The organism is Burkholderia sp. MBR-1, from assembly GCF_013822785.1.
GTDB lineage: Bacteria > Pseudomonadota > Gammaproteobacteria > Burkholderiales > Burkholderiaceae > Burkholderia > Burkholderia vietnamiensis.
Map to the genome: position 1 here is coordinate 2692849 of NZ_CP053609.1, position 20294 is coordinate 2713142.

Here is a 20294-nt window from a genome sequence, read left to right on the forward strand (position 1 = left end):
CGGCACCGCCATTTCCCGCCCGCGAAACCGCCTCAGGAGGCGTTTTTCGCTTCGCGTGCGAGGTTCGCAAGCCACGCCTCGTCGGCGCGGCTCAGCAACTTCTCGCGGCGCGCCCGGACGATCAGGTCCGGCCGCTTCCGCAACGTGTTTCTCAATGCTTCCTGGCGCCGCCACTTCTCGATCTCGGCATGATGCCCGCCGAGCAGCACGTCCGGCACGCGCATCCCCTCGTATTCCTCGGGGCGCGTGTAATGCGGACAATCGAGCAAGCCGTCGACGAAGCTGTCCTGCACGGCCGACTGCGCATCGTTCAGCACGCCGGGCAGCAGACGCACGACCGCATCCATCATCGCCATCGCCGGCAACTCGCCGCCGGACAGCACGAAATCGCCGAGACTGATCTCCTCGTCCACACATCGGTCGAGCAGACGCTGATCGATCGCCTCGTAACGGCCGCACAGCACGACGACGCCCGGCTCCTGCGCCATGCGCACCGCACGTTCGTGCGTGAAAGGCGCGCCCTGCGGCGACATCATCACCACGCGCGTGCTCGCGATGCCCTGCTCCGCCTGCGCCGCCTTCGCGGCGCCGATCGCAGCCTCGAGCGGCTTTGCGAGCATCACCATGCCCGGACCGCCGCCGTACGGACGATCGTCGATCGTGCGGTAGTTGTCCGTCGTGAAATCACGCGGATTCCAGGTGCGCAGCCCGAAGCGCTCCTGCTTCACGGCCCGGCTGGTGATACCCCAGTCGGTCAGCGCACGGAACATCTCGGGAAAGAGCGTGACGACATCGAACTGCACCGCGCGCTCCGTAGCCTGGTTCATTTAGTAATCGGCTTCCCAGTCGACGACGATGCGACGGGCCGCCTGATCCACCGTTTTGACATATACGCCGACGAACGGAATCAGCCGCTCGTCGGTGGCCGGCGCACCATCCTTGCCGACCGTCGGATACTCGACACGCAGGATCGAATGCACGCCGTTGTCGATCATCCCGCTGACCTTCCCGAGTGACACCGATTGCTCGTTGACCACCTCGAGGCCGATCAGGTCGACCCAATAGAATTCGTCCGCGGCCAACGCCGGGAAATCTTCCCGGCGCACGAACACGCGAAAGCCGCGCATAGCCAGCGCGGCATCGCGGTCGTCGACACCCGCGGGTTGCGCGACGACCGTGTCGCCGTGCGTCTTCGACTGCAGAATGCGGACGGACAACCGCTCTGCGCCGCGTTCGAGCCACCAGCGACGCGCGCTGAGCAGCGCATCGCCGCCGCGACCGGCGTCGGCATGCGCCGCCACCTTGATCCAGCCTTTCAGGCCGTACGCGTCGACCACGGCGCCGACCTCGACTGCATCGTCGGGCCAGTCCTGCGCCGCTTCGAGGCTACCTTGCTCGGCAGCCGCACCGGTGCTCGCGGCAGCGCCGCGCTCGACCGGCTTGCGGACGAATGCGCCAAACGACGCTCGCCCGCGCCTTGCATTACCGGAATCGTGACCGGACATCAATGCTCCTTGCAGCCGGTACGACCGGTACGCCGCGCCATGTTAGGCAGCCGGCTGCGCCTTTTGCGCTTCCTTCACGAGACGCTGGACGGTCGGCGACAGTTGCGCGCCAACACCTTGCCAGTACGTCAGACGATCCTGAGCGATACGCAGCGATTCGCCCTTCGTGGCGACCGGGTTGTAGAAGCCGACGCGCTCGATGAAGCGACCGTCACGACGGTTGCGCGAATCGGTAGCGACGATGTTGTAGAACGGGCGCTTCTTCGAGCCGCCACGAGCCAGACGGATGATAACCATATGAAATCCTTCGGGAAAACCGGGTTCGAAACTACTGAAACGTGCGATTATAGCCGGAAACCAACGCCACAACAAACACTTACGCGCAAAAATTCGACGGACGCGTTGTGGGGCCGGCATACAATCGTCGTGTCCGTGACGCCGCCCGATGCCATGCCGCCCCTTCGCGCCATCCCGACACACCGCACGCAGCCCCATCTCGCCGGCTTGCTGGCCGGTCTCGTGCTGTGCGTCGCGTCTGCGACGGCCTGCGCCGCGCCGCCGGTGCGCGAACTGGTCGCGCCGCCCGGTTTTCGCGTCGAGCTGCTGACCGACGCGGTCCCGGCCGCCCGCGAAATGGCGTGGTCGCCGCGCGGCATTCTATATGTCGGTACGCGGGAAGGCCGCGTGCATGCATTCGTGATGCGCGACGGCCGGATCGTCGCCCGCCACGTGGTCGCCACCGGCCTCGACATGCCGGTGGGTGTCGCCTATCGGGACGGCACGCTGTTCATCTCCGCTGTGTCGCGCATCCTGCGCATCGAACACATCGACGACCGCCTCGCCGCGCCACCCGCGCCGGCGGTCGTGACCGACGCACTGCCGACCGATCACCATCACGGCTGGAAATTCATCGCGTTCGGGCCCGACGGCAAGCTCTACGTGCCGGTCGGCGCGCCGTGCAACGTGTGCGCCGCCGATCGCAATCGATACGCGCTGATCGCCCGCATGAACGCCGACGGCAGCGGCCGCGAGGTATTTGCGCGCGGCGTGCGCAATACGGTCGGCTTCGCGTGGCATCCCGATTCGGGCGACCTGTGGTTCACCGACAACGGCCGCGACCTGATGGGCGACGACCTGCCGGACGATGAACTGAATCGTGCGCCCCGCGCAGGCCTCGACTTCGGTTTTCCATACTGCCACGGCGGCGACACCCCCGACCCCGAATTCGGCGGCCCCGACGTGTGCCGCCGCTACGTGCCGCCGGTGCTGAAACTTGGCGCGCATGTCGCGGCGCTCGGGATGCGCTTCTACACGGGGCCGATGTTTCCCGCGTCGTACCGCAACAACATCTTCATTGCCGAACACGGTTCGTGGAATCGCAGCACGAAGGCCGGCTACCGCGTGATGCGCGTGGTGGTGTCGGCCGACGGCAGCCACGCGCGTCAGACTCCGTTCGTCACCGGCTGGCTGCGCGCGGACGGCTCCGTATGGGGACGCCCGACCGATGTGCTGCCGCTGCCCGACGGCTCGCTGCTCATCAGCGACGATTACGCGGGCGCCATCTACCGCGTCACCTATGCGGCACCTTGACGCAGGCAACCAGTGACCGCACCCGATCGCGCATCGTAGAATGCGTGCCGGGCCGCGCGCCCAGGCCGGTACGCCGACCACCGATCCCCACGATAATTCCGCCGCCGCCCATGTCCAGCAGCACCGCCCCGTCCCGCCGCTTTCGCTCGAAGACGCTCACCGCCGCCCTCGCGTTCCTGTTCGGCTCGCTCGGCGCGCACCGCTTCTATCTGTACGGCTTTCGCGACGTGTACGGCTGGGCGCATCTGCTCGCGACGATCATCGGAATCCCGGGGTTCATGCTGCTCGCCGCGACTCAGCGCAGCGCGGGCCTCGGCTGGTGGCTCGCCGTGCCCGGCGCGATCTCGCTGCTGGCCGCGTTCCTCGCCGCGCTCGTCTACGGCTTGCGCCCCGACGAAAAGTGGGACGCGCAATTCAATGCCGATACGGGCAAGCACAGCCGCTCCGGCTGGACGGTGATCTTCGTCGTGATCTTCTCGCTTCTGATCGGCGCGTTCCTGCTGATGACCGCACTCGCCCTGTCGTTCCAGACGTACTTCGAGTCGCAAGTCGAAGCCGCCAAGCAGATTTCGCAATAAGCGCCGCCGCGCGCGTTCAGAACAGACTCAGCTGCGTATCGTCGCGCGGCTTCGCGCGGCTCGCCGCCGCCAGCTGTGCGCTCACGCGCGCAGGCGCCGCAGCGCGAAACCGCGACATGTCGAGAATGCCGTTCCCGCGCTCGTTCAGCCCGAGCCGCTTGACGGCCTGGCGGAAGCGCTGACGCAACAGATCGGCCCAGATGCCCTCGCCCTTCATCCGCTTCGAAAAATCCGAGTCGTACTCCTTCCCGCCGCGCATGTCGCGCACGCGATTCATCACGCGCTCGGCGCGGTCCGGGAAATGCGCGGCCAGCCAGTTCTTGAACAACGGCGCGACTTCCCACGGCAGCCGCAGCACGATGTAGCTCGCATGTGTCGCGCCGGCATCCGCACAGGCCTCGAGGACGCGTTCCATGTCGGGCTCGGTGACGAACGGAATCATCGGTGCAATGCTGACGCCCACCGGCACCCCGGCGTCGCGCAACGCGCGAATCGTGCGCAGGCGGCGCGCCGGCGTCGCCGCCCGCGGCTCGAGCGTGCGCGCGAGATCGGCGTCGAGCGTCGTGATGGTGACTGCGGCCATGACCTGACCGCGCTCGGCCATTGGCCCGAGCAGATCGAGATCGCGCTCGATCAGCGACGACTTCGTGATCGCGGCAAACGGCAGCCCGTGATCGTGCATCACCTCGATCACGCTGCGCGTGATGCGCAGATCGCGTTCGACCGGCTGATACGCATCGGTGTTGACGCCGAGCGCGATCGGCTCGGGCACAAAACGCTTGCGCGCGATCTCGCGCTCGAGCAATTCGGCGGCATTGACCTTCGCGTAGATGCGGCTCTCGAAATCGAGACCGGGCGACAGGCCGAGATAGCTATGCGTGGGCCGCGCGAAGCAGTAGATGCAGCCGTGCTCGCAGCCGCGATACGGATTGAGCGACACGCTGAACGGAATGTCCGGCGACTGATTGCGCGTGAGGATGCTCTTGGCCCGCTCCTCGAACACCTGCGTGCGCAACGGCGCGGGGAGATCGGCATCGTCCGCTTCGTGCGTCCAGCCATCGTCCACCGCCTCGCGCAGCGCCGTCTCGTACCGCCCTTGCAGGTTGTCGACCGCGCCGCGCCCCTTGCGGGGCACGGGCGGCGCGATCGGAAATTCGTTGTCGGATCGACCGTCCATGCGCTCACCCATTCGCCTTCACCAAATACTGTACATTTATACAGTATTGGGTGAAGCATGCCAAGGAGGCGCCGAACGGAACCGACTACGCCGGCGCGGCCGCGGTCATTCGCCGACCGGAATCGTCATCGTCTCCTTGATCTCCTCCATCACGACATAGCTCTTCGACTGCACGGCGCCGGGCAGTTGCAGCAGGATGTCGCCGAGCAGCTTGCGGTAGTCGGCCATCTCGCCGATGCGCGCCTTGATCAGGTAATCGAAGTCGCCCGACACGAGATGGCACTCGAGCACCTCGTCGATCTTCATCACTTCGCGGCGGAACTGCTCGAACATGTTCCCGCCCTTGTGGCCGAGCGTGATCTCGACGAACACCAGCAGCGCCGCGCCGAGCTGGCTCGGATCGACGCGCGCGTGATAACCGGTGATGACGCCGTCGCGCTCCATGCGCCGCACGCGCTCGATGCACGGCGTCACGGTCAGTCCGACCTGCTCCGCGAGGTCCTTCATCGCCATCCGGCCGTCGTTCTGGAGCAGTTTGAGGATGCGCCGGTCGAGCTTGTCGAGCGTGCGTACCGGCTGACGTTGCGTTCTCATGTGTTTGTGCTGAAAATCTGAAAAATACAATAACAAAACCTACATATTCGACAATACCATAGCGCAAACAACTAGATCAGCTAGAGGTTACACGGAGCCGCAGGTGCGCCCGGCCTCGACCTGATTCCTTCCATCTGGAGCAGCTATGCGAGTCGTCATTCTGGGCAGCGGTGTGGTGGGCGTGGCGAGCGCGTATTACCTTGCGCGCGCCGGTCATGAAGTCACGGTGATCGACCGGGAGGCCGGCCCGGCGCTCGATACGAGCTTCGCAAACGCGGGCCAGATCTCGCCCGGCTATGCGGCGCCGTGGGCCGCGCCCGGCGTGCCGCTGAAGGCGGTCAAGTGGATGTTCGAAAAGCATGCGCCGCTCGCGATCCGCCTCGACGGCACGCGCTTCCAGCTGCAATGGATGTGGCAGATGCTGCGCAACTGCACGCCCGAGCGCTATGCAGTCAACAAGGGCCGCATGGTGCGTCTCGCCGAATACAGCCGCGATTGCCTGCAGGCGCTGCGCGCCGATACGGGCATCGAGTACGAAGGCCGCACCGGCGGCACGCTGCAGTTGTTCCGCTCGCAGCAGCAACTCGACGGCGCGGCGAAGGACATCGCGGTGCTGCGCGAAGCGAACGTGCCGTTCGAACTGCTGTCGCCGGCCGAGCTGAAGAATGCCGAACCGGCCCTCGCCGCCGTGTCGCACAAGCTCACCGGGGGCCTGCGCCTGCCGGGTGACGAAACGGGCGATTGCCAGTTGTTCACGACGCGCCTCGCGGCGCTCGCGGAATCGCTCGGCGTGAAGTTCCGCTACAACACGCCGATCGACGCGCTCGCGATCGCAGGCGGCAAGATCGCCGGCGTGCAATGCGGCAGCGAGACGGTGCGCGCCGACGCATACGTCGTCGCGCTGGGTTCGTACTCGACCAACTTCGTGTCGAAGCTGATGAAGATCCCGGTCTATCCGCTGAAGGGTTATTCGATCACCGCGCCGATCGTCAACGAGGCGGCCGCGCCGGTGTCGACGGTGCTCGACGAGACCTACAAGATCGCGATCACGCGCTTCGACCAGCGCATTCGCGTCGGCGGGATGGCCGAGATCGTCGGCTTCGACAAGAAGCTGCGCGCCGCGCGCCGCGAAACGCTCGAAATGTGCGTGAACGACCTGTTCCCCGGCGGCGGCGACACGTCGAAGGCGACGTTCTGGACGGGCCTGCGCCCGATGACGCCGGACGGCACGCCGATCGTCGGCCGCACGCCGGTGTCGAACCTGTTCATGAATACCGGCCACGGCACGCTCGGCTGGACGATGTCGTGCGGTTCGGGCCAGCTGCTCGCCGACCTGATCTCGGGCAAGAAGCCGGCGATCCAGGCCGACGACCTGTCGGTGCATCGCTACCTGAACGAAGTGGCCGGCCAGACGCGTCCCGCATACGCGTAAGCCGGAACGGCCCGTGGCGATACGGGTCCGCTGCATCGGCAAGAAAGGCGCCCTCGGGCGCCTTTCTCGTTTCGGCGAGCGAAAATGGCGGTGCGAGCGGCGACCCGCCACGAGGCTACAGCCAACCGGCGCATGCGCTCGTCGCCCGTCGAGCGCGTCGCCGCCGCCAATCGCGCGTGCGCGACGATCCGTTCCACACGGCACCGTACGATCGCGACCATGCCCGGCCAACGACAGCCGCTCGTCTCGAGCGACACCACAACAAAAAAGGGGCGCTCATCGCGCCCCCTCTTCGAACATGCACACCGCCGCAGCGGCGCGCAGCATCAGCCCAGCGCGCTCACGAGCTCCGGCACGAGCGTGAACAGATCGCCGACGAGGCCGTAGTCGGCCACGCTGAAGATCGGCGCTTCCGGATCCTTGTTGATCGCGACGATCACCTTCGAATCCTTCATGCCGGCCAAGTGCTGGATCGCACCCGAGATGCCGACCGCGATGTACAGCTGCGGCGCGACGATCTTGCCGGTCTGGCCGACCTGATAGTCGTTCGGCACGTAGCCGGCGTCGACCGCCGCGCGCGAAGCGCCGAGTGCTGCCGACAGCTTGTCCGCCAGCGGCTCCAGCACCTTCGTGTAGTTCTCGCCGCTGCCCAGACCGCGGCCGCCCGACACGATGATCTTCGCGCTGGTGAGCTCCGGACGGTCCAGCTTCGTCACTTCACGGCTCACGAACTGTGACTTGCCGGCGTCTGCCGCCGCTTCGATCTTCTCGACCGCTGCGCTGCCGCCAACCGCCGCCACCGGATCGAAACCCGTCGCGCGCACCGTGATGACCTTGATCGGATCGCTCGACTGCACCGTCGCGATCGCATTGCCCGCGTAGATCGGACGCTCGAACGTATCGGCCGAAGCGACGGCCGTGATGTCCGAGATCTGCGCGACGTCCAGCTTCGCGGCGATGCGCGGCGCGACGTTCTTGCCGTACGCGGTCGCCGGCGCCAGGATGTGCGAGTAATCCTTCGCGATGTTCAGCGCGGTGGCTTCGACGTTTTCCGCCAGGCCAGCTTCCAGCTGCGGCGCGTCGGCCAGCAGCACCTTCGACACGCCCGCGATCTTCGCTGCCGCGTCCGCCGCGCCCTGCGCGTTGTGGCCCGCGACCAGCACGTGGATGTCACCGCCGATCTTCGCTGCCGCTGCGACCGTGTTCAGCGTCGCGGCCTTGATCGACGCGTTGTCGTGTTCTGCAATCACCAGAATCGTCATTTCTTTCCGCTCCCTCTTACAGCACCTTGGCTTCGGTCTTCAGCTTCTCGACCAGCGTCTTCACGTCCGGCACCTTCACGCCGGCCGCGCGCTTCGGCGGCTCGGCCACCTTCAGCGTCTTCAGACGCGGCGTCACGTCCACGCCGAGGTCTGCCGGCTTGACCGTTTCCAGCGGCTTCTTCTTCGCCTTCATGATGTTCGGCAGCGTCACGTAACGCGGCTCGTTCAGACGCAGGTCGGTCGTGACGACCGCCGGCAGCGTCAGCGACAGCGTTTCCGCACCGCCGTCGACTTCACGTGCGACCGTGGCCTTGCCATCGGCGACCGTGACCTTCGAGGCGAACGTCGCCTGCGGCAGACCTGCCAGCGCGGCCAGCATCTGGCCCGTCTGGTTCGAATCGTCGTCGATCGCCTGCTTGCCGAGGATCACCAGTTGCGGCTGCTCCTTGTCGACCAGCGCCTTCAGGATCTTCGCGACGGCCAGCGGCTCGACGCCGTCGGTCGACTCGACCAGGATCGCGCGGTCCGCGCCGATCGCCAGCGCCGTGCGCAGCGTTTCCTGCGCCTGCGTCACGCCCACCGACACCGCGACCACTTCGGTCGCCACGCCCGCTTCCTTCAGGCGCACCGCCTCTTCAACGGCGATTTCGTCGAACGGGTTCATCGACATCTTCACGTTCGCGATGTCGACGCCCGTGTTGTCCGACTTCACGCGGACCTTCACGTTGTAATCGACCACTCTTTTCACTGGCACCAGGATTTTCATGCACACGCTCCAAAGTTACGAATACGACCAGAGGCCATTCTATAGCGAGGCCCCGTGATTGCGCGGCCAAGCGGGCCCATCATGGCCGCCGAGGATAGCGCTTCTCGACGGCGCGCCGGTAATAGCGAACGATCGTTCTATTTTAAAAGAGAAAAAACCCGGGCGCAAAGCCCGGGATTTGGATCATCGACTCTAATCGGCACCGGGCGCGCCCTGCATCTCGCGCTGACTGCTTACCAGGCGGCGATTACCGCGCCGCCGAACTTCTGTTCGATGAATTGCTTCACTTCCGGGCTCCGATAGGCCGCGACGAGCTTCGCCACCCACGGTCGCGCGCGGTCGGCTTCGCGAATCGCGAGGACGTTCGCGTACGGACCGTTCGGGCCCTCGATCGCGATCGCGTCCTGCTTCGGCTTCAACCCGGCTTCCATCGCGTAGTTGGTGTTGATCGCGGCCGCGTCGACGTCGCCGAGCGAGCGCGGGATCTGCGCCGCGTCGAGCTCGACGATCTTCAGCTTGCGCGGATTGTCGACGATGTCGAGCGGCGTCGCCTTCAGCCCCGCATCCGCGCGCAGCTTCAGCAGCCCCTGCTTCTGCAGCAGCAGCAGCGCGCGGCCGCCGTTGGTCGGATCGTTCGGCACCGCGACGCGCGCACCGGGCGCCAGCTCGGCCAGCGACTTCACGCGCTTCGAGTAGATGCCCATCGGGAACGTGACGGTATCCGCGACCTTGATCAGCTTGTAGCCGCGGTCCTTCACCTGCGCCTGCAGATACGGGTCGTGCTGATAGCTGTTCGCGTCGAGGTCGCCCGCGGCGAGCGCCGCGTTCGGCTGCACGTAGTCGGAGAATTCGACGATGCGGATGTCGAGGCCGCTTCGCGCCGCGACCTTCTTCACGTATTCCATGATCTGCGCGTGCGGCCCGCCCGTCACGCCGACCTTGATCGTTTCGGCCTGCGCATGCGCGCTCGCGAACAGTGCAGCCGCGCTAATGGCGGCCGCGAACTTGAGCATGAAGCGTCGTTGCATCGTCTCCCCCGAAGGATGAAGGTCTTTTTACTTGTGGCTCAGCCGGCGTACGAGCCAGTCGCCGAACGATTGCACGATCTGCACGAACACGATGAGGATCGCGACCACCGTCCACATCACTTCCGGCAGATAGCGCTGGTAGCCGTAGCGGATCCCGAGATCGCCGAGCCCGCCGCCGCCGATCGCGCCGGCCATCGCCGAATAGCCGACCAGCGACACGAACGTGATCGTCAGACCAGCGACGATGCCCGGCAGCGACTCGGGCAGCAGCACCTTGAAGACGATCTGCGACGTCGTCGCGCCCATCGACTGCGCGGCCTCGATCAGCCCGCGATCGACTTCGCGCAACGCCGTCTCGACGAGCCGCGCAATGAACGGCGCCGCCGCGAGCGTCAGCGGGACGACGGCCGCGGCCGTGCCGATCGACGAGCCGGTGACGAGCCGCGTAAATGGAATGACCGCGACCAGCAGAATGATGAACGGCGTCGAGCGCACCGCGTTGACGAGGCCGCCGAGCACGCGATTCACGCCGAGGTTCTGCAGCACGCCCTGGCGGTCGGTCAGATAGAGCAGCACGCCGAGCGGCAGCCCGACGAGCGCACCGACCGCCCCGGAGATGCCGACCATGATCAGCGTCTCCCAGAACGACTGCACGAACATATCGAACATCTCACTCAACATACGAAAGCTCCTCTACCACGACACCTTGCTCGCGCAGGAACGCGAGCGCCTGCCCGACCTTGCCCGGCTCGCCGCCAGCGAGCACGGCGAGCGACCCGAACGCCTGACCCTGGATCTCGTCGATCTGGCCGTGCAGGATGTTGAAATCGAGCTCGTAGCGGCGGATCGTTTCCGACAGGATCGGCTGGTCGACGCCCGTGCCGGTGAACGCGAGCCGCAACAGATGCCCGCTGCCGGTCTTCATCCGCTCGGCCACGCGCGCCTTCAGCGCCGGCGGCAGCTCCTGCGCGATCACGTCGCCGATCAGCGCGCGCGTCACTTCGTGATGCGGTTGCAGGAACACGTCGATCACGCGCCCCTGCTCGACCACGCGGCCCGCGTCGAGCACCGCGACGCGATCGCATACCTGCTTGATCACTTCCATCTGGTGCGTGATCAGCACGATCGTGAGGCCCAGCTCGCGGTTGATGCGCTTGAGCAGATCGAGGATCGAACGCGTGGTTTCGGGATCGAGCGCCGACGTCGCTTCGTCCGACAGCAGCACCTTCGGCTTGCTCGCGAGCGCGCGCGCGATGCCGACACGCTGCTTCTGGCCGCCGCTGATCTGGGCCGGATAGCGGTCTTTCTGCGCGGACAGCCCGACGAGCTCGAGCAGCGGCAGCACGGCGGCTTCGATCTCGGCACGGCTCGCGCCGGCCAGTTCGAGCGGCAGCGCGACGTTGTCGAACACCGTGCGCGACGACAGCAGGTTGAAGTGCTGGAAGATCATGCCGATTTCGCGGCGCGCCTCGCGCAGTGCGCCGGCCGGCAGCACCGTGAGATCGCGCCCGCCGACGACGACGTTGCCTTCGGTGGGCCGCGTGAGCAGGTTGATGGTGCGCACGAGCGTGCTCTTGCCGGCGCCGCTGCGGCCGATGATGCCGAACACCTCGCCCTGCGGAATCGACAGGTTGACGTTGTGCAATGCGTCCACCCAGCCGGACGGCCCGGGAAAACGCTGCGACAGATTGCGTAATTCGATCATGTAAACAAAACGGCGGCCGGCAGGCGAGGGTCGCCGGTCAGCCGCCAGATGCATCTGGAATAGCCGGCGATTTTACCGCAAACACCTCATTCCCCTTAATAATCAATTTCGCTCTTTTCATAACCCAGTGAAATTAGAGGCGCGCCGCGGCTCCCGCGCGCGAAGGCCGCGACTATGATCCGGAACACCAATATCAATCGACAAGGAGACCGCCAGATGAGCGCCATCACGCCGCCCGACGCTGCAGCCGCCGCAGCCGCCATCGCAGCCGGGGATCCGGCCGCGTGTCCCCCGGCGCGAATGGGCCGGCTGCGCACCGCGGACGGGCTCGAACTGGCGTCGTACCGCTGGCCGGCCGCGGACGGCAGCGCGCCGCCGCGCGCGACGGTCGCGCTCGTACACGGCCTCGCCGAACATGCGGGGCGCTACGAGCGGCTGGCAGCACGGCTGAACGCGGCGGGCATCTCGGTGCTGGCGATCGACCTGCGCGGGCACGGCCGGTCGCCGGGCAAGCGCGCGTGGGTCGAGCGCTTCGACGATTACCTGAACGACGCGGATGCGCTGGTTGCCGAAGCCGCGCGCGGCAATACGCCGCTCTTCCTGATGGGGCACAGCATGGGCGGCGCCATTGCGGCGCTGTATGCGATCGAACGCCTGCCGGCCAGTGGCCACACGCTCGCTGGCCTCGTGCTGTCGAGCCCGGCGCTCGCGCCAGGGCGCGACGTGCCGCGCTGGATGCTGGCGATGAGCCGCTTCATCAGCCGCGTGTGGCCGAGCTTCCCCGCGATCAGGATCGATGCGGCGCTGCTGTCGCGCGATCCGGCGATCGTCGCGGCCAATCGGGCCGACCCGCTCGTGCACCACGACGCGGTGCCCGCGCGCACCGGCGCCGAACTCCTCGACGCGATGGCGCGCATCGAACGCGGCCGCGGCTCGCTGCGCGTGCCGGTGCTCATCTATCACGGCACCAGTGACAAGCTGACGGAACCCGACGGCAGCCGCGCGTTCGGCGCGCACGTCGGCTCGCCCGATCGCACGCTGACGCTCTACGAAGGCGGATTCCACGAAACGATGAATGATCTCGAGCGCGAGCGCGTGATCGATGCGCTGATCGCGTGGATTCACGCGCACGCGCCGGCCGGCTGAGGTCGCGCGGGCTGCGTGGACGCGCTGCGCCCGCCGGTAGCCGCGCAGGTCGCGCGGCGCGGTCGCGGCCGGCAAGCTGCGCAGCCGCGACCGCTTGCCGATGCGCGGCAGCTCGCCGCGCGCGTCAGACGCCGGCGAGCGCGCGCAGATGCGCGACGACGCTGCGCCCGAGCGCCGACAGGTTGTAGCCGCCCTCGAGGCAGCTGACGATGCGGCCCTGCGCGTGCCGGCGCGCGACCTCGACGATCTGCGCGGTCAGCCATTCGAAGTCGGCCTCGACGAGCCCGAGATTGCCGATGTCGTCCTCGCGATGCGCGTCGAAGCCGGCCGACACGAACACCATCTGCGGCTTGAACGCATCGAGCCGCGGCAACCAGAACATGTCGACCGCTTCGCGCACCGCCATCCCGTTGCTGCGCGCGGGCATCGGCAGGTTGACCATGTTCGGCGCCTGATGGTCGGCGCCCGAGAACGGGTACAACGGATGCTGGAAGAAGCTGCACATCAGCACGCGCTCGTCGTTCGCGAACGCCGCTTCGGTGCCGTTGCCATGATGCACGTCGAAATCGATGATCGCGACGCGTTCGAGGCCGTGGACGTCGAGCGCGTGCCGCGCGGCGATCGCCACGTTGTTGAAGAAGCAAAAGCCCATCGCGCGCGCAGGCTCCGCGTGATGACCGGGCGGCCGCACGCTGCAGAACGCATTCGCGTAGCGGCCCTCGATCACCGCATCGGTCGCCGCGATCGCGGCGCCGGCCGCGCGCAACGCGGCGCGCCAGGTGTCGCGATTCATCAGCGTGTCGGGATCGATTTCGACGTAGCCGTCGACCGGCGTCATGCTGCGGATGTAGTCGATATGAGCCTGCGTATGCACGCGACCCAACGCGACCTCGCTCGCGAACGGCGCGGATTCGTGCACGATCAGGTCGTCGATGCGGCTCGCGATCAGCTGATCCTGGATCGCCGACAATCGGGCCGGGCATTCCGGATGCCACTCTCCCATCTCGTGCAGCATGCAGTCGGGGTGCGTATAGAAGGCGGTTGCCATAAGCTGTCATCCGCGGCGTCGGGTGCGCCGCAGGTCTCCATCAATGATGTCCATCGTCTTGCCGCGAATTCGCCGCTAACTTACCACAACGCTGCGCCGCCACGTCCCGGCGCGCGGGATGCGTCGGGTATACTGCACCGTACCCCACCGCCCTGTCCGCCCGCTTCGACATGAATTCCAGCAAGCCCGCCGCCCTTCTCTCCACGCTGTTGCACGTTCGCGCTCCACTCGTCGCCGCTGCGCTCGCCGCCACGGCCGCGGTCTCGCCCGCGCACGCGCAGACGCAGCCGACGAAGCCCGCCGGCATGCTCGTCGCGCAGGCCCAACCGCAGCAGCCGGCGCCGCAAGGCCAGACCTTCGAAGAAGAAATCGTTCCGCAGCGCTACACGAACAACGCGAAGGTCGATGCATTCATCGACGAGATGGTGAGCCGCAACGGCTTCGACGCCGCGAGCCTGCATGCGCTGTTCTCGCGCGTCAGCTATTCGGCGACCGCCGTGAAGCTCGTGAAGCCCGCGCCCACGCCGTCGGTGAAGAATTGGCGCGTTTATCGTTCGCGCTTCATCGAGCCGATCCGCATCAATGCCGGCGTGAAATTCTGGAAGGCGAACCGTGCGACGCTGCAGCGCGCGTCGCAAGAGTTCGGCGTGCCGCCCGAAGTGATCGTCGGCATCATCGGCGTCGAAACGATCTACGGGCGCTACATGGGCAACTTCCGCGTGCTCGATGCGCTGACGACGCTCACGTTCGATTATCCCGACACGCCGAATCGCGACAGCCGCCAGGCGACGTTCCGCAAGAACCTCGAGGACTTCCTCGTCTGGACGCGCGACAGCCAGCTCGACCCGACCACCGTGCTCGGCTCGTACACGGGCGCGATCGGCATTCCGCAGTTCCTGCCGAGCAGCATCCGCGAATACGCGGTCGACTACGACGGCGGCGGCCACGTCGATCTGCGCAGTAGTCCTGCCGACGCGATCGGCAGCGTCGCGAACTACCTGAAGCAGCACGGCTGGGAAACCGATCGCCCGGTGGTCTGGCGGATCACGCCGGACACCGGCAGCCTCGGCATCGCGCAAGCCGCCGCCGACGGTCAGCCCGAACCGCACTGGGCGCTGTCGCAGTTGCTGCGGGCCGGCATGACGCTCAACGAGCCGACCGTCAACATCACGACCGAAGCCGGTACGCCGGTCACCGTGGTCGACCTGCCGTCGCCGGGACACGCGACCGAGTACATGCTCGGGCTGAAGAACTTCTATGTGCTGACGCGCTACAACCGCAGCTTCTTCTACGCGCTCAGCGTGTATCAGCTCGGCGAAGCGGTGAAGGCGCAAATGGAAGCGAGCGGCGCACTGCCGCTGCCGCCCGCCGACACGGACCCGTCTGCGCAATAAGCAGCGTTCGCACAAACAGCAGCGTTCGCACAAACGAAAAGCGCCGCTCGATGCGGCGCTTTTTTCATCGGCTCGACGGCGTGCGGCCGTGGGCCGCGATCACGCAGGAAACACGCCGGTCGACAGGTAACGGTCGCCGCGGTCGCAGACGATGAACACGATCGTCGCGTTCTCGACCTGCCGCGCGATGCGCATCGCGACTTCGCAGGCGCCGCCCGACGAGACCCCGGCAAAAATGCCTTCGACGGCCGCGAGCCGGCGCGCCATCGTTTCGGACGCGGCCTGGCTCACGTTCTCGACGCGATCGACGCGGCTGCGATCGAAGATCGTCGGCATGTAGGCTTCCGGCCACTTGCGAATGCCCGGAATGCGCGAGCCGTCTTCCGGCTGCGCGCCGATGATCTCGATCGCCGGATTCTGCTCCTTCAGATAGCGCGACGTGCCCATGATCGTGCCCGTCGTGCCCATCGCGGACACGAAGTGCGTGACGCGTCCTTCGGTGTCGCGCCAGATCTCCGGACCGGTCGACTCGTAATGCGCGACGGGGTTGTCCGGGTTGCCGAACTGGTCGAGGATCACGCCCTTGCCTTCGCGCTGCATCTGCTCAGCGAGGTCGCGCGCCAGTTCCATGCCGCCCTTCACCGGCGTCAGGATGATTTCCGCGCCGTACGCGGCCATGCTCTGGCGGCGCTCGACCGACAGATCCTCCGGCATGACCAGCACCATCTTGTAGCCGCGGATCGCAGCGGCCATCGCGAGCGCGATGCCCGTGTTGCCGCTCGTCGCCTCGATCAGCGTGTCGCCCGGCTTGATACGGCCGCGCGCTTCCGCCTTGCTGATCATCGACAGCGCCGGACGATCCTTCACGGAGCCGGCCGGGTTGTTGCCTTCGAGCTTCGCGAGCACGACGTTGTTGCGCGCGCGAATCTCGTCGTCCGGCAGGCGGACCAGTTGCACGAGCGGGGTGTTGCCGATCGTGTCTTCAATCGTTTTGTAAGCCATGGGATACCGTGAGTGCGAGGCCGATCAATCGATCGATTGTAAACCAGCACCGACGCTCGCGCGGGCAACCCCTTCGCGGCGATGGAATACCGGTGCGATGCGATGCGCGATCGCGCACGCGCGACGGGCCACGCAAAAAACCCGCGGCATGCCGCGGGAAGCCGTCCAACGACGGCGCCTGAAGGATCTTGTGGTGGCGCGTGCGCTACTTCTGTGGGGTGCGGGCGGCCGCGGCGGCCGGCTTCGGTGCTGCCGGCTTGCCGGCAGCAGCCGCGCCCGCACCGGCCGCGCCTGCCGCGCCGATGGTCAAGCCCTCCTGTTGAAGACGCTCGACCGTATGGCCGCCCATTCCCTTCACGCGCGATGCGAGGTCGTCCGCGCTCTTGAACGGGCCATGTGCGCTGCGTTCATCCAGAATCGCCTTGGCCCGCGCCGGGCCGATTCCCCTGATGCCGACGAGCGCGTTTTCGTTCGCGGTGTTGACGTCGACGGCCGCCCAGGCCGACGCGATTACGCCGGACAGCGCCGCGGCGGCCAACCATTTCCTGATCATGTGCTGGATCTCCGATGAAAGCGGCCGGCGGCTGCCGACCGTGAGACCCAGTCTAGCGATGCGACGCGCGCGCTTAAACCTGGCCGGACAGCCAACGCACGTAGCGATCGACACCTTCCTGCACCGTCAGGAACGGCGCGTCGTAGCCGGCCGCGCGCAGCTTCGTCTGGTCGGCCTGCGTGAAGCACTGGTACTTGCCGCGCAGCGCATCGGGGAACGCCACGTATTCGATCAAGCCCTGCTCGACCTGCTGCGCGAGCGTGAGCGGCGGCAGGTTGTCGAGCGCACGCAGCGTATTGACGACGGTCGACGCGATGTCGTTGAACGGCTGCGCGCGGCCCGTGCCGAGATTGAAGATGCCCGACTTCTCCGGATGATCGAAGAAGAACAGGTTGACCTTCGCGACGTCTTCCACCGACACGAAGTCGCGCGTCTGCTCGCCCGGCGCGTAACCGTTGTACTCGCCGAACAGCTTGACCTTGCCTTCCGCGCGGAACTGGTTGAAGTTGTGGAACGCCACCGACGCCATGCGCCCCTTGTGCGTCTCGCGCGGACCGTACACGTTGAAGTAGCGGAACCCGGCGATCTGGCTCCTGGCGCTCGGCAGCACGCGGCGGATCACCTGGTCGAACAGGAACTTCGAGTAGCCGTACACGTTCAGCGGCGCCTCGACCTCGCGCTCTTCGACGAAGCGCGTCGAGCCGCCGTAGATCGCCGCCGACGACGCGTACAGGAACTGCGCGCCCTGCGCGAGGCACGCATCGAGCACCGCGCGGCTGTAGCGGAAGTTGTTGTCCATCATGTAGCGGCCGTCGGTTTCCATCGTGTCCGAACAGGCGCCTTCGTGGAACACCGCGCGCACCTTGCCGAAATCGCCGCGCGCGAAGCGTTCGACGAATTCGGTCTTGTCGAGATAGTCGTCGATCTCGCAATCGACGAGGTTACGGAACTTGTCCGCGCGCGTCAGATTGTCGACCGCGATGATGCGCGACTCGCCGCGCTCGTTGAGCGCCTTGACGATGTTCGCGCCGATGAAACCGGCTGCACCGGTGACGATGAGGGTCATGGTCATCCTGCCTGAAAAATGACGAGACGATCGCGCGGCGCTCGGTCGGGCCGCGGCGATCGCTCAATGAAACAGTTCGTCGTAGTCGACGGTGGCCGTGCCGAGCTTGCCGACCACGATCCCCGCCGCGCGGTTCGCGAGCACCACGGCGTCGACGAGCGGCACGCCGGCGCCGAGCATCGTCGCGACCGTCGCGATCACGGTGTCGCCCGCACCCGATACGTCGTACACCTCGCGCGCGAGCGCCGGCGCATGCAGCTCGCCCGCCGCCGAGAAGAGCGTCATCCCCTCCTCGGAACGCGTGAGCAGCAGCGCGTCGATGTCGAGCTCCGCGCGCAGCTTCGCGACCCGCTCGCGCAGATCGTCCTCCGACTTCCAGTGCCCGATCACTTCGCGCAGCTCCGCGCGATTCGGCGTGATCAGCGATGCACCGCGATAGCGCGCCCAGTCGTCGCCCTTCGGATCGACGAGCACCGGTTTGCCGCCCGCGCGCGCGCGCTCGATCATCGTCGTCACGTGAGTGAGACCGCCCTTCGCGTAGTCCGACATCAGCACGACGTTGTGCTGCGGCAGCAACGTGTCAAAATGGGCGAGGCCCGCGAGCAGCACTTCGTGCGTCGGCGTCGCCTCGAAGTCGACGCGCAGCAGCTGCTGCTGGCGTGCCAGCACGCGCAGCTTGATGGTCGTCGGCAGCGCCGCGTCGCGTTCGAGATGCGGCGTGACGCCGCTGCTGGCCAGCAGTTCGACGATCCGCTCGCCCGGTTCGTCGCAGCCGACCACGCACAGCAGCCCCGCCTGCGCGCCGAGCGTCACGACGTTGCGCGCGACGTTGGCCGCGCCGCCGAGCCGCTCTTCCTGACGCTGCACGTGCACGACGGGCACCGGCGCTTCCGGCGAAATGCGGTCGACGTTGCCGAACCAGTAGCGGTCGAGCATCACGTCGCCGACGACGAGCACGCGCGACTTCGCCAGCTGCGCGCGCGGGACCGGCACCACTTCGCGAAGAGAACTCATCGTGCGCTCACCCACGGGAAACGGTTTGGGGGTCGACATACGGGCGTCCGATCGCGTAGTAGTCGATGCCGATCTCGGCCATCGCATCCGGCTCGTACAGATTGCGCCCGTCGAAGATCACCGGCGCCTTCAGCTCCGCTTTCAGGCGCGTGAAATCCGGACTGCGGAATTCCTTCCACTCGGTGACGATCACGAGCGCATCCGCGCCGGCGACCGCCGCATCCTGCGTATCGACGAAGTGCAGACGCGCGAGCGCGTCGGCGCCTGCTTCGAAATCGAGCGCGAACACGCGGCGCGCCTCGTCGATCGCGACCGGGTCATACGCGCGCACGGTCGCGCCGCGCGCGAGCAGCGCGGCGATGAGCCGGCGGCTCGGCGCCTCGCGCATGTCGTCGGTATTCGGCTTGAACGCGAGGCCCCACACCGCGAACGTGCGGCCGCTCAGATCCGCGCCGAAGCGCTGTTCGATCTTGCCGATCAGCACGTCCTTCTGCGCCGAGTTGGCCGCCTCGACGGCCTCCAGGATGCGCAGCGGCTGGCCGTTCTCGCCGGCCGTGCGGATCAGCGCCTGCACGTCCTTCGGGAAGCACGAGCCGCCATAGCCGACGCCTGCATACAGGAAGTGATAGCCGATCCGCGGATCGGAGCCGATCCCGCGCCGCACCGCTTCGATGTCGGCGCCGACCTTGTCGGCCAGATTCGACATCTCGTTCATGAACGAGATGCGCGTCGCGAGCATCGCGTTCGCCGCGTACTTCGCGAATTCGGCCGAGCGCACGTCCATGTAGATCGTGCGCTCGTGATTGCGGTTGAACGGCGCGTAGAGCTTCTTCATCTTCTCGCGCGCCACGCTTCCCGTCTCGTCGTGGTCGACGCCGATGATGATCCGGTCCGGCCGCATGAAATCTTCGACGGCCGCGCCTTCCTTCAGGAATTCCGGATTGGAGACGACCGAGAAGCGATGCGCGACGCTGCCGCCGAGCCCGCGGGCCGCGAGCGCGTCGTCGACCACCGCGCGCACGCGCTGCGCGGTGCCGACCGGCACCGTCGACTTGTCGACGATCACCTTGAAGCCCGTCATGTGGCGGCCGATGTTGCGCGCGGCCTCGAGCACGTATTGCAGGTCGGCCGAGCCGTCCTCGTCGGGCGGCGTGCCGACCGCGATGAACTGGATCTCGCCGTGGGCGACACTCGCCTCGATGTCGGTCGAGAAACGCAGCCGCCCTGCCGCGCGATTGCGCGCGATGATGTCGAGCAGGCCCGGTTCGTGAATCGGCATCCCGCCGTTGTTCAGGATCTCGATCTTGCGCGGATCGACATCGAGACAGAAGACGTCGTGGCCGATCTCCGCGAGACAGGAACCCGTGACAAGACCGACATAGCCGGTGCCGATGATGGTGATTTTCATAGATGTTCCGGTACGTCCCGGTAATT

At 66.7% G+C, this 20294-nt stretch carries 21 protein-coding genes; 5 read left to right on the forward strand and 16 right to left on the reverse strand.

The window, feature by feature from the left end; genetic code table 11:
* Positions 1-32: 32 nt before the first annotated feature.
* From trmD to rpsP, 3 genes are read right to left on the reverse strand one after another with little or no spacing between them, the layout of a single operon-like run.
* Positions 33-827 carry a tRNA (guanosine(37)-N1)-methyltransferase TrmD gene (trmD, locus tag MBR110_RS12365; RefSeq protein ID WP_011883859.1) on the reverse strand — a complete coding sequence of 265 codons (795 nt, stop codon included), beginning with the start codon at positions 825-827 and terminating at the stop codon, positions 33-35.
* Positions 828-1505, reverse strand: a complete 678-nt coding sequence (rimM, locus tag MBR110_RS12370; protein WP_011883858.1) for a ribosome maturation factor RimM — start codon at positions 1503-1505, stop codon at positions 828-830.
* A 42-nt stretch (positions 1506-1547) separates the two neighbouring features.
* On the reverse strand, positions 1548-1802 hold the full coding sequence (rpsP, locus tag MBR110_RS12375; RefSeq protein WP_006476550.1) for a 30S ribosomal protein S16: 255 nt from the start codon (positions 1800-1802) through the stop codon (positions 1548-1550).
* Positions 1803-1955: 153 nt separating this feature from the next.
* Between rpsP and MBR110_RS12380 the strand changes: the two genes are divergently transcribed.
* Positions 1956-3095: a PQQ-dependent sugar dehydrogenase gene (locus MBR110_RS12380; protein ID WP_059735260.1), complete on the forward strand. Its 1140-nt coding sequence runs from the start codon at positions 1956-1958 to the stop codon at positions 3093-3095.
* A 110-nt stretch (positions 3096-3205) separates the two neighbouring features.
* Positions 3206-3673, forward strand: a complete 468-nt coding sequence (locus tag MBR110_RS12385; RefSeq protein WP_011883856.1) for an NINE protein — start codon at positions 3206-3208, stop codon at positions 3671-3673.
* Between the two features lie 16 nt (positions 3674-3689).
* On the opposite strand, the gene MBR110_RS12390 is transcribed toward MBR110_RS12385, so the two are convergent.
* On the reverse strand, positions 3690-4862 hold the full coding sequence (locus MBR110_RS12390) for a PA0069 family radical SAM protein (protein WP_059458930.1): 1173 nt from the start codon (positions 4860-4862) through the stop codon (positions 3690-3692).
* A 93-nt stretch (positions 4863-4955) separates the two neighbouring features.
* The gene (locus tag MBR110_RS12395) at positions 4956-5444 is read right to left on the reverse strand and encodes an Lrp/AsnC ligand binding domain-containing protein (protein ID WP_011883853.1); all 489 of its coding nucleotides are present in this window, start codon (positions 5442-5444) and stop codon (positions 4956-4958) included.
* 145 nt (positions 5445-5589) lie between these two features.
* Between MBR110_RS12395 and MBR110_RS12400 the strand changes: the two genes are divergently transcribed.
* Positions 5590-6876 carry a D-amino acid dehydrogenase gene (locus MBR110_RS12400; RefSeq protein ID WP_011883851.1) on the forward strand — a complete coding sequence of 429 codons (1287 nt, stop codon included), beginning with the start codon at positions 5590-5592 and terminating at the stop codon, positions 6874-6876.
* A 326-nt stretch (positions 6877-7202) separates the two neighbouring features.
* Here the strand turns inward: MBR110_RS12400 and MBR110_RS12405 are convergent, their stop codons facing one another.
* The 5 genes from MBR110_RS12405 to MBR110_RS12425 form a co-directional block, all read right to left on the reverse strand.
* Entirely contained in the window at positions 7203-8138 is a 936-nt protein-coding gene (locus tag MBR110_RS12405; RefSeq protein ID WP_011881874.1) for an electron transfer flavoprotein subunit alpha/FixB family protein, read from the reverse strand.
* Between the two features lie 16 nt (positions 8139-8154).
* Positions 8155-8904, reverse strand: coding sequence for an electron transfer flavoprotein subunit beta/FixA family protein (locus MBR110_RS12410; RefSeq protein ID WP_034194146.1), 750 nt, complete (start codon positions 8902-8904; stop codon positions 8155-8157).
* Positions 8905-9137: 233 nt separating this feature from the next.
* Positions 9138-9932 (reverse strand): MetQ/NlpA family ABC transporter substrate-binding protein, encoded by a 795-nt coding sequence (locus tag MBR110_RS12415; RefSeq protein ID WP_011883845.1) that lies wholly within the window; start codon positions 9930-9932, stop codon positions 9138-9140.
* 27 nt (positions 9933-9959) lie between these two features.
* A complete protein-coding gene (locus tag MBR110_RS12420) occupies positions 9960-10613 on the reverse strand; it encodes a methionine ABC transporter permease (RefSeq protein WP_011883843.1) in 654 nt (217 codons plus the stop codon).
* The gene (locus tag MBR110_RS12425) at positions 10603-11637 is read right to left on the reverse strand and encodes a methionine ABC transporter ATP-binding protein (RefSeq protein ID WP_034194145.1); all 1035 of its coding nucleotides are present in this window, start codon (positions 11635-11637) and stop codon (positions 10603-10605) included. Before MBR110_RS12425 ends, MBR110_RS12420 begins: the two co-directional genes overlap by 11 nt.
* Positions 11638-11853: 216 nt before the next feature.
* On the opposite strand from MBR110_RS12425, the gene MBR110_RS12430 reads away from it, so the two are divergent.
* Positions 11854-12783: an alpha/beta hydrolase gene (locus MBR110_RS12430; RefSeq protein WP_059462875.1), complete on the forward strand. Its 930-nt coding sequence runs from the start codon at positions 11854-11856 to the stop codon at positions 12781-12783.
* Positions 12784-12907: 124 nt separating this feature from the next.
* On the opposite strand, the gene MBR110_RS12435 is transcribed toward MBR110_RS12430, so the two are convergent.
* Positions 12908-13831 carry a histone deacetylase family protein gene (locus MBR110_RS12435; protein WP_011883840.1) on the reverse strand — a complete coding sequence of 308 codons (924 nt, stop codon included), beginning with the start codon at positions 13829-13831 and terminating at the stop codon, positions 12908-12910.
* A gap of 170 nt (positions 13832-14001) precedes the next feature.
* Here MBR110_RS12435 and mltB point away from each other — a divergent pair, with 170 nt between their 5' ends.
* On the forward strand, positions 14002-15225 hold the full coding sequence (gene mltB, locus MBR110_RS12440) for a lytic murein transglycosylase B (protein ID WP_059462874.1): 1224 nt from the start codon (positions 14002-14004) through the stop codon (positions 15223-15225).
* Positions 15226-15324: 99 nt separating this feature from the next.
* On the opposite strand, the gene cysM is transcribed toward mltB, so the two are convergent.
* The 5 genes from cysM to MBR110_RS12465 all read right to left on the reverse strand — a co-directional run bounded on the left by cysM (position 15325) and on the right by MBR110_RS12465 (position 20268).
* A complete protein-coding gene (gene cysM / locus MBR110_RS12445) occupies positions 15325-16227 on the reverse strand; it encodes a cysteine synthase CysM (protein ID WP_046425224.1) in 903 nt (300 codons plus the stop codon).
* Between the two features lie 205 nt (positions 16228-16432).
* Positions 16433-16780, reverse strand: a complete 348-nt coding sequence (locus tag MBR110_RS12450) for a ComEA family DNA-binding protein (RefSeq protein WP_059462873.1) — start codon at positions 16778-16780, stop codon at positions 16433-16435.
* Positions 16781-16853: 73 nt separating this feature from the next.
* Entirely contained in the window at positions 16854-17846 is a 993-nt protein-coding gene (gene rfaD, locus MBR110_RS12455; protein WP_011883833.1) for an ADP-glyceromanno-heptose 6-epimerase, read from the reverse strand.
* A 63-nt stretch (positions 17847-17909) separates the two neighbouring features.
* Positions 17910-18860, reverse strand: coding sequence for a D-glycero-beta-D-manno-heptose-7-phosphate kinase (rfaE1, locus tag MBR110_RS12460; protein WP_011883831.1), 951 nt, complete (start codon positions 18858-18860; stop codon positions 17910-17912).
* Between the two features lie 7 nt (positions 18861-18867).
* On the reverse strand, positions 18868-20268 hold the full coding sequence (locus tag MBR110_RS12465) for a UDP-glucose dehydrogenase family protein (RefSeq protein ID WP_011883830.1): 1401 nt from the start codon (positions 20266-20268) through the stop codon (positions 18868-18870).
* Positions 20269-20294 lie beyond the last annotated feature (26 nt).

What these genes read in the sequence shown, in the direction of transcription:
- MBR110_RS12395 (WP_011883853.1), bottom strand. Translation starts at nt 5,444, where the DNA reads ATGAGAACGCAACGTCAGCCGGTACGCACGCTCGACAAGCTCGACCGG.
- cysM (WP_046425224.1), bottom strand. Translation starts at nt 16,227, where the DNA reads ATGGCTTACAAAACGATTGAAGACACGATCGGCAACACCCCGCTCGTG.
- MBR110_RS12410 (WP_034194146.1), bottom strand. Translation starts at nt 8,904, where the DNA reads ATGAAAATCCTGGTGCCAGTGAAAAGAGTGGTCGATTACAACGTGAAG.
- MBR110_RS12425 (WP_034194145.1), bottom strand. Translation starts at nt 11,637, where the DNA reads ATGATCGAATTACGCAATCTGTCGCAGCGTTTTCCCGGGCCGTCCGGC.
- rfaD (WP_011883833.1), bottom strand. Translation starts at nt 17,846, where the DNA reads ATGACCCTCATCGTCACCGGTGCAGCCGGTTTCATCGGCGCGAACATC.
- MBR110_RS12385 (WP_011883856.1), top strand. Translation starts at nt 3,206, where the DNA reads ATGTCCAGCAGCACCGCCCCGTCCCGCCGCTTTCGCTCGAAGACGCTC.
- MBR110_RS12380 (WP_059735260.1), top strand. Translation starts at nt 1,956, where the DNA reads ATGCCGCCCCTTCGCGCCATCCCGACACACCGCACGCAGCCCCATCTC.
- rfaE1 (WP_011883831.1), bottom strand. Translation starts at nt 18,860, where the DNA reads ATGAGTTCTCTTCGCGAAGTGGTGCCGGTCCCGCGCGCGCAGCTGGCG.
- MBR110_RS12430 (WP_059462875.1), top strand. Translation starts at nt 11,854, where the DNA reads ATGAGCGCCATCACGCCGCCCGACGCTGCAGCCGCCGCAGCCGCCATC.
- MBR110_RS12415 (WP_011883845.1), bottom strand. Translation starts at nt 9,932, where the DNA reads ATGCAACGACGCTTCATGCTCAAGTTCGCGGCCGCCATTAGCGCGGCT.
- MBR110_RS12405 (WP_011881874.1), bottom strand. Translation starts at nt 8,138, where the DNA reads ATGACGATTCTGGTGATTGCAGAACACGACAACGCGTCGATCAAGGCC.
- MBR110_RS12435 (WP_011883840.1), bottom strand. Translation starts at nt 13,831, where the DNA reads ATGGCAACCGCCTTCTATACGCACCCCGACTGCATGCTGCACGAGATG.
- MBR110_RS12465 (WP_011883830.1), bottom strand. Translation starts at nt 20,268, where the DNA reads ATGAAAATCACCATCATCGGCACCGGCTATGTCGGTCTTGTCACGGGT.
- MBR110_RS12390 (WP_059458930.1), bottom strand. Translation starts at nt 4,862, where the DNA reads ATGGGTGAGCGCATGGACGGTCGATCCGACAACGAATTTCCGATCGCG.
- MBR110_RS12420 (WP_011883843.1), bottom strand. Translation starts at nt 10,613, where the DNA reads ATGTTGAGTGAGATGTTCGATATGTTCGTGCAGTCGTTCTGGGAGACG.
- trmD (WP_011883859.1), bottom strand. Translation starts at nt 827, where the DNA reads ATGAACCAGGCTACGGAGCGCGCGGTGCAGTTCGATGTCGTCACGCTC.
- MBR110_RS12450 (WP_059462873.1), bottom strand. Translation starts at nt 16,780, where the DNA reads ATGATCAGGAAATGGTTGGCCGCCGCGGCGCTGTCCGGCGTAATCGCG.
- MBR110_RS12400 (WP_011883851.1), top strand. Translation starts at nt 5,590, where the DNA reads ATGCGAGTCGTCATTCTGGGCAGCGGTGTGGTGGGCGTGGCGAGCGCG.
- mltB (WP_059462874.1), top strand. Translation starts at nt 14,002, where the DNA reads ATGAATTCCAGCAAGCCCGCCGCCCTTCTCTCCACGCTGTTGCACGTT.
- rpsP (WP_006476550.1), bottom strand. Translation starts at nt 1,802, where the DNA reads ATGGTTATCATCCGTCTGGCTCGTGGCGGCTCGAAGAAGCGCCCGTTC.
- rimM (WP_011883858.1), bottom strand. Translation starts at nt 1,505, where the DNA reads ATGTCCGGTCACGATTCCGGTAATGCAAGGCGCGGGCGAGCGTCGTTT.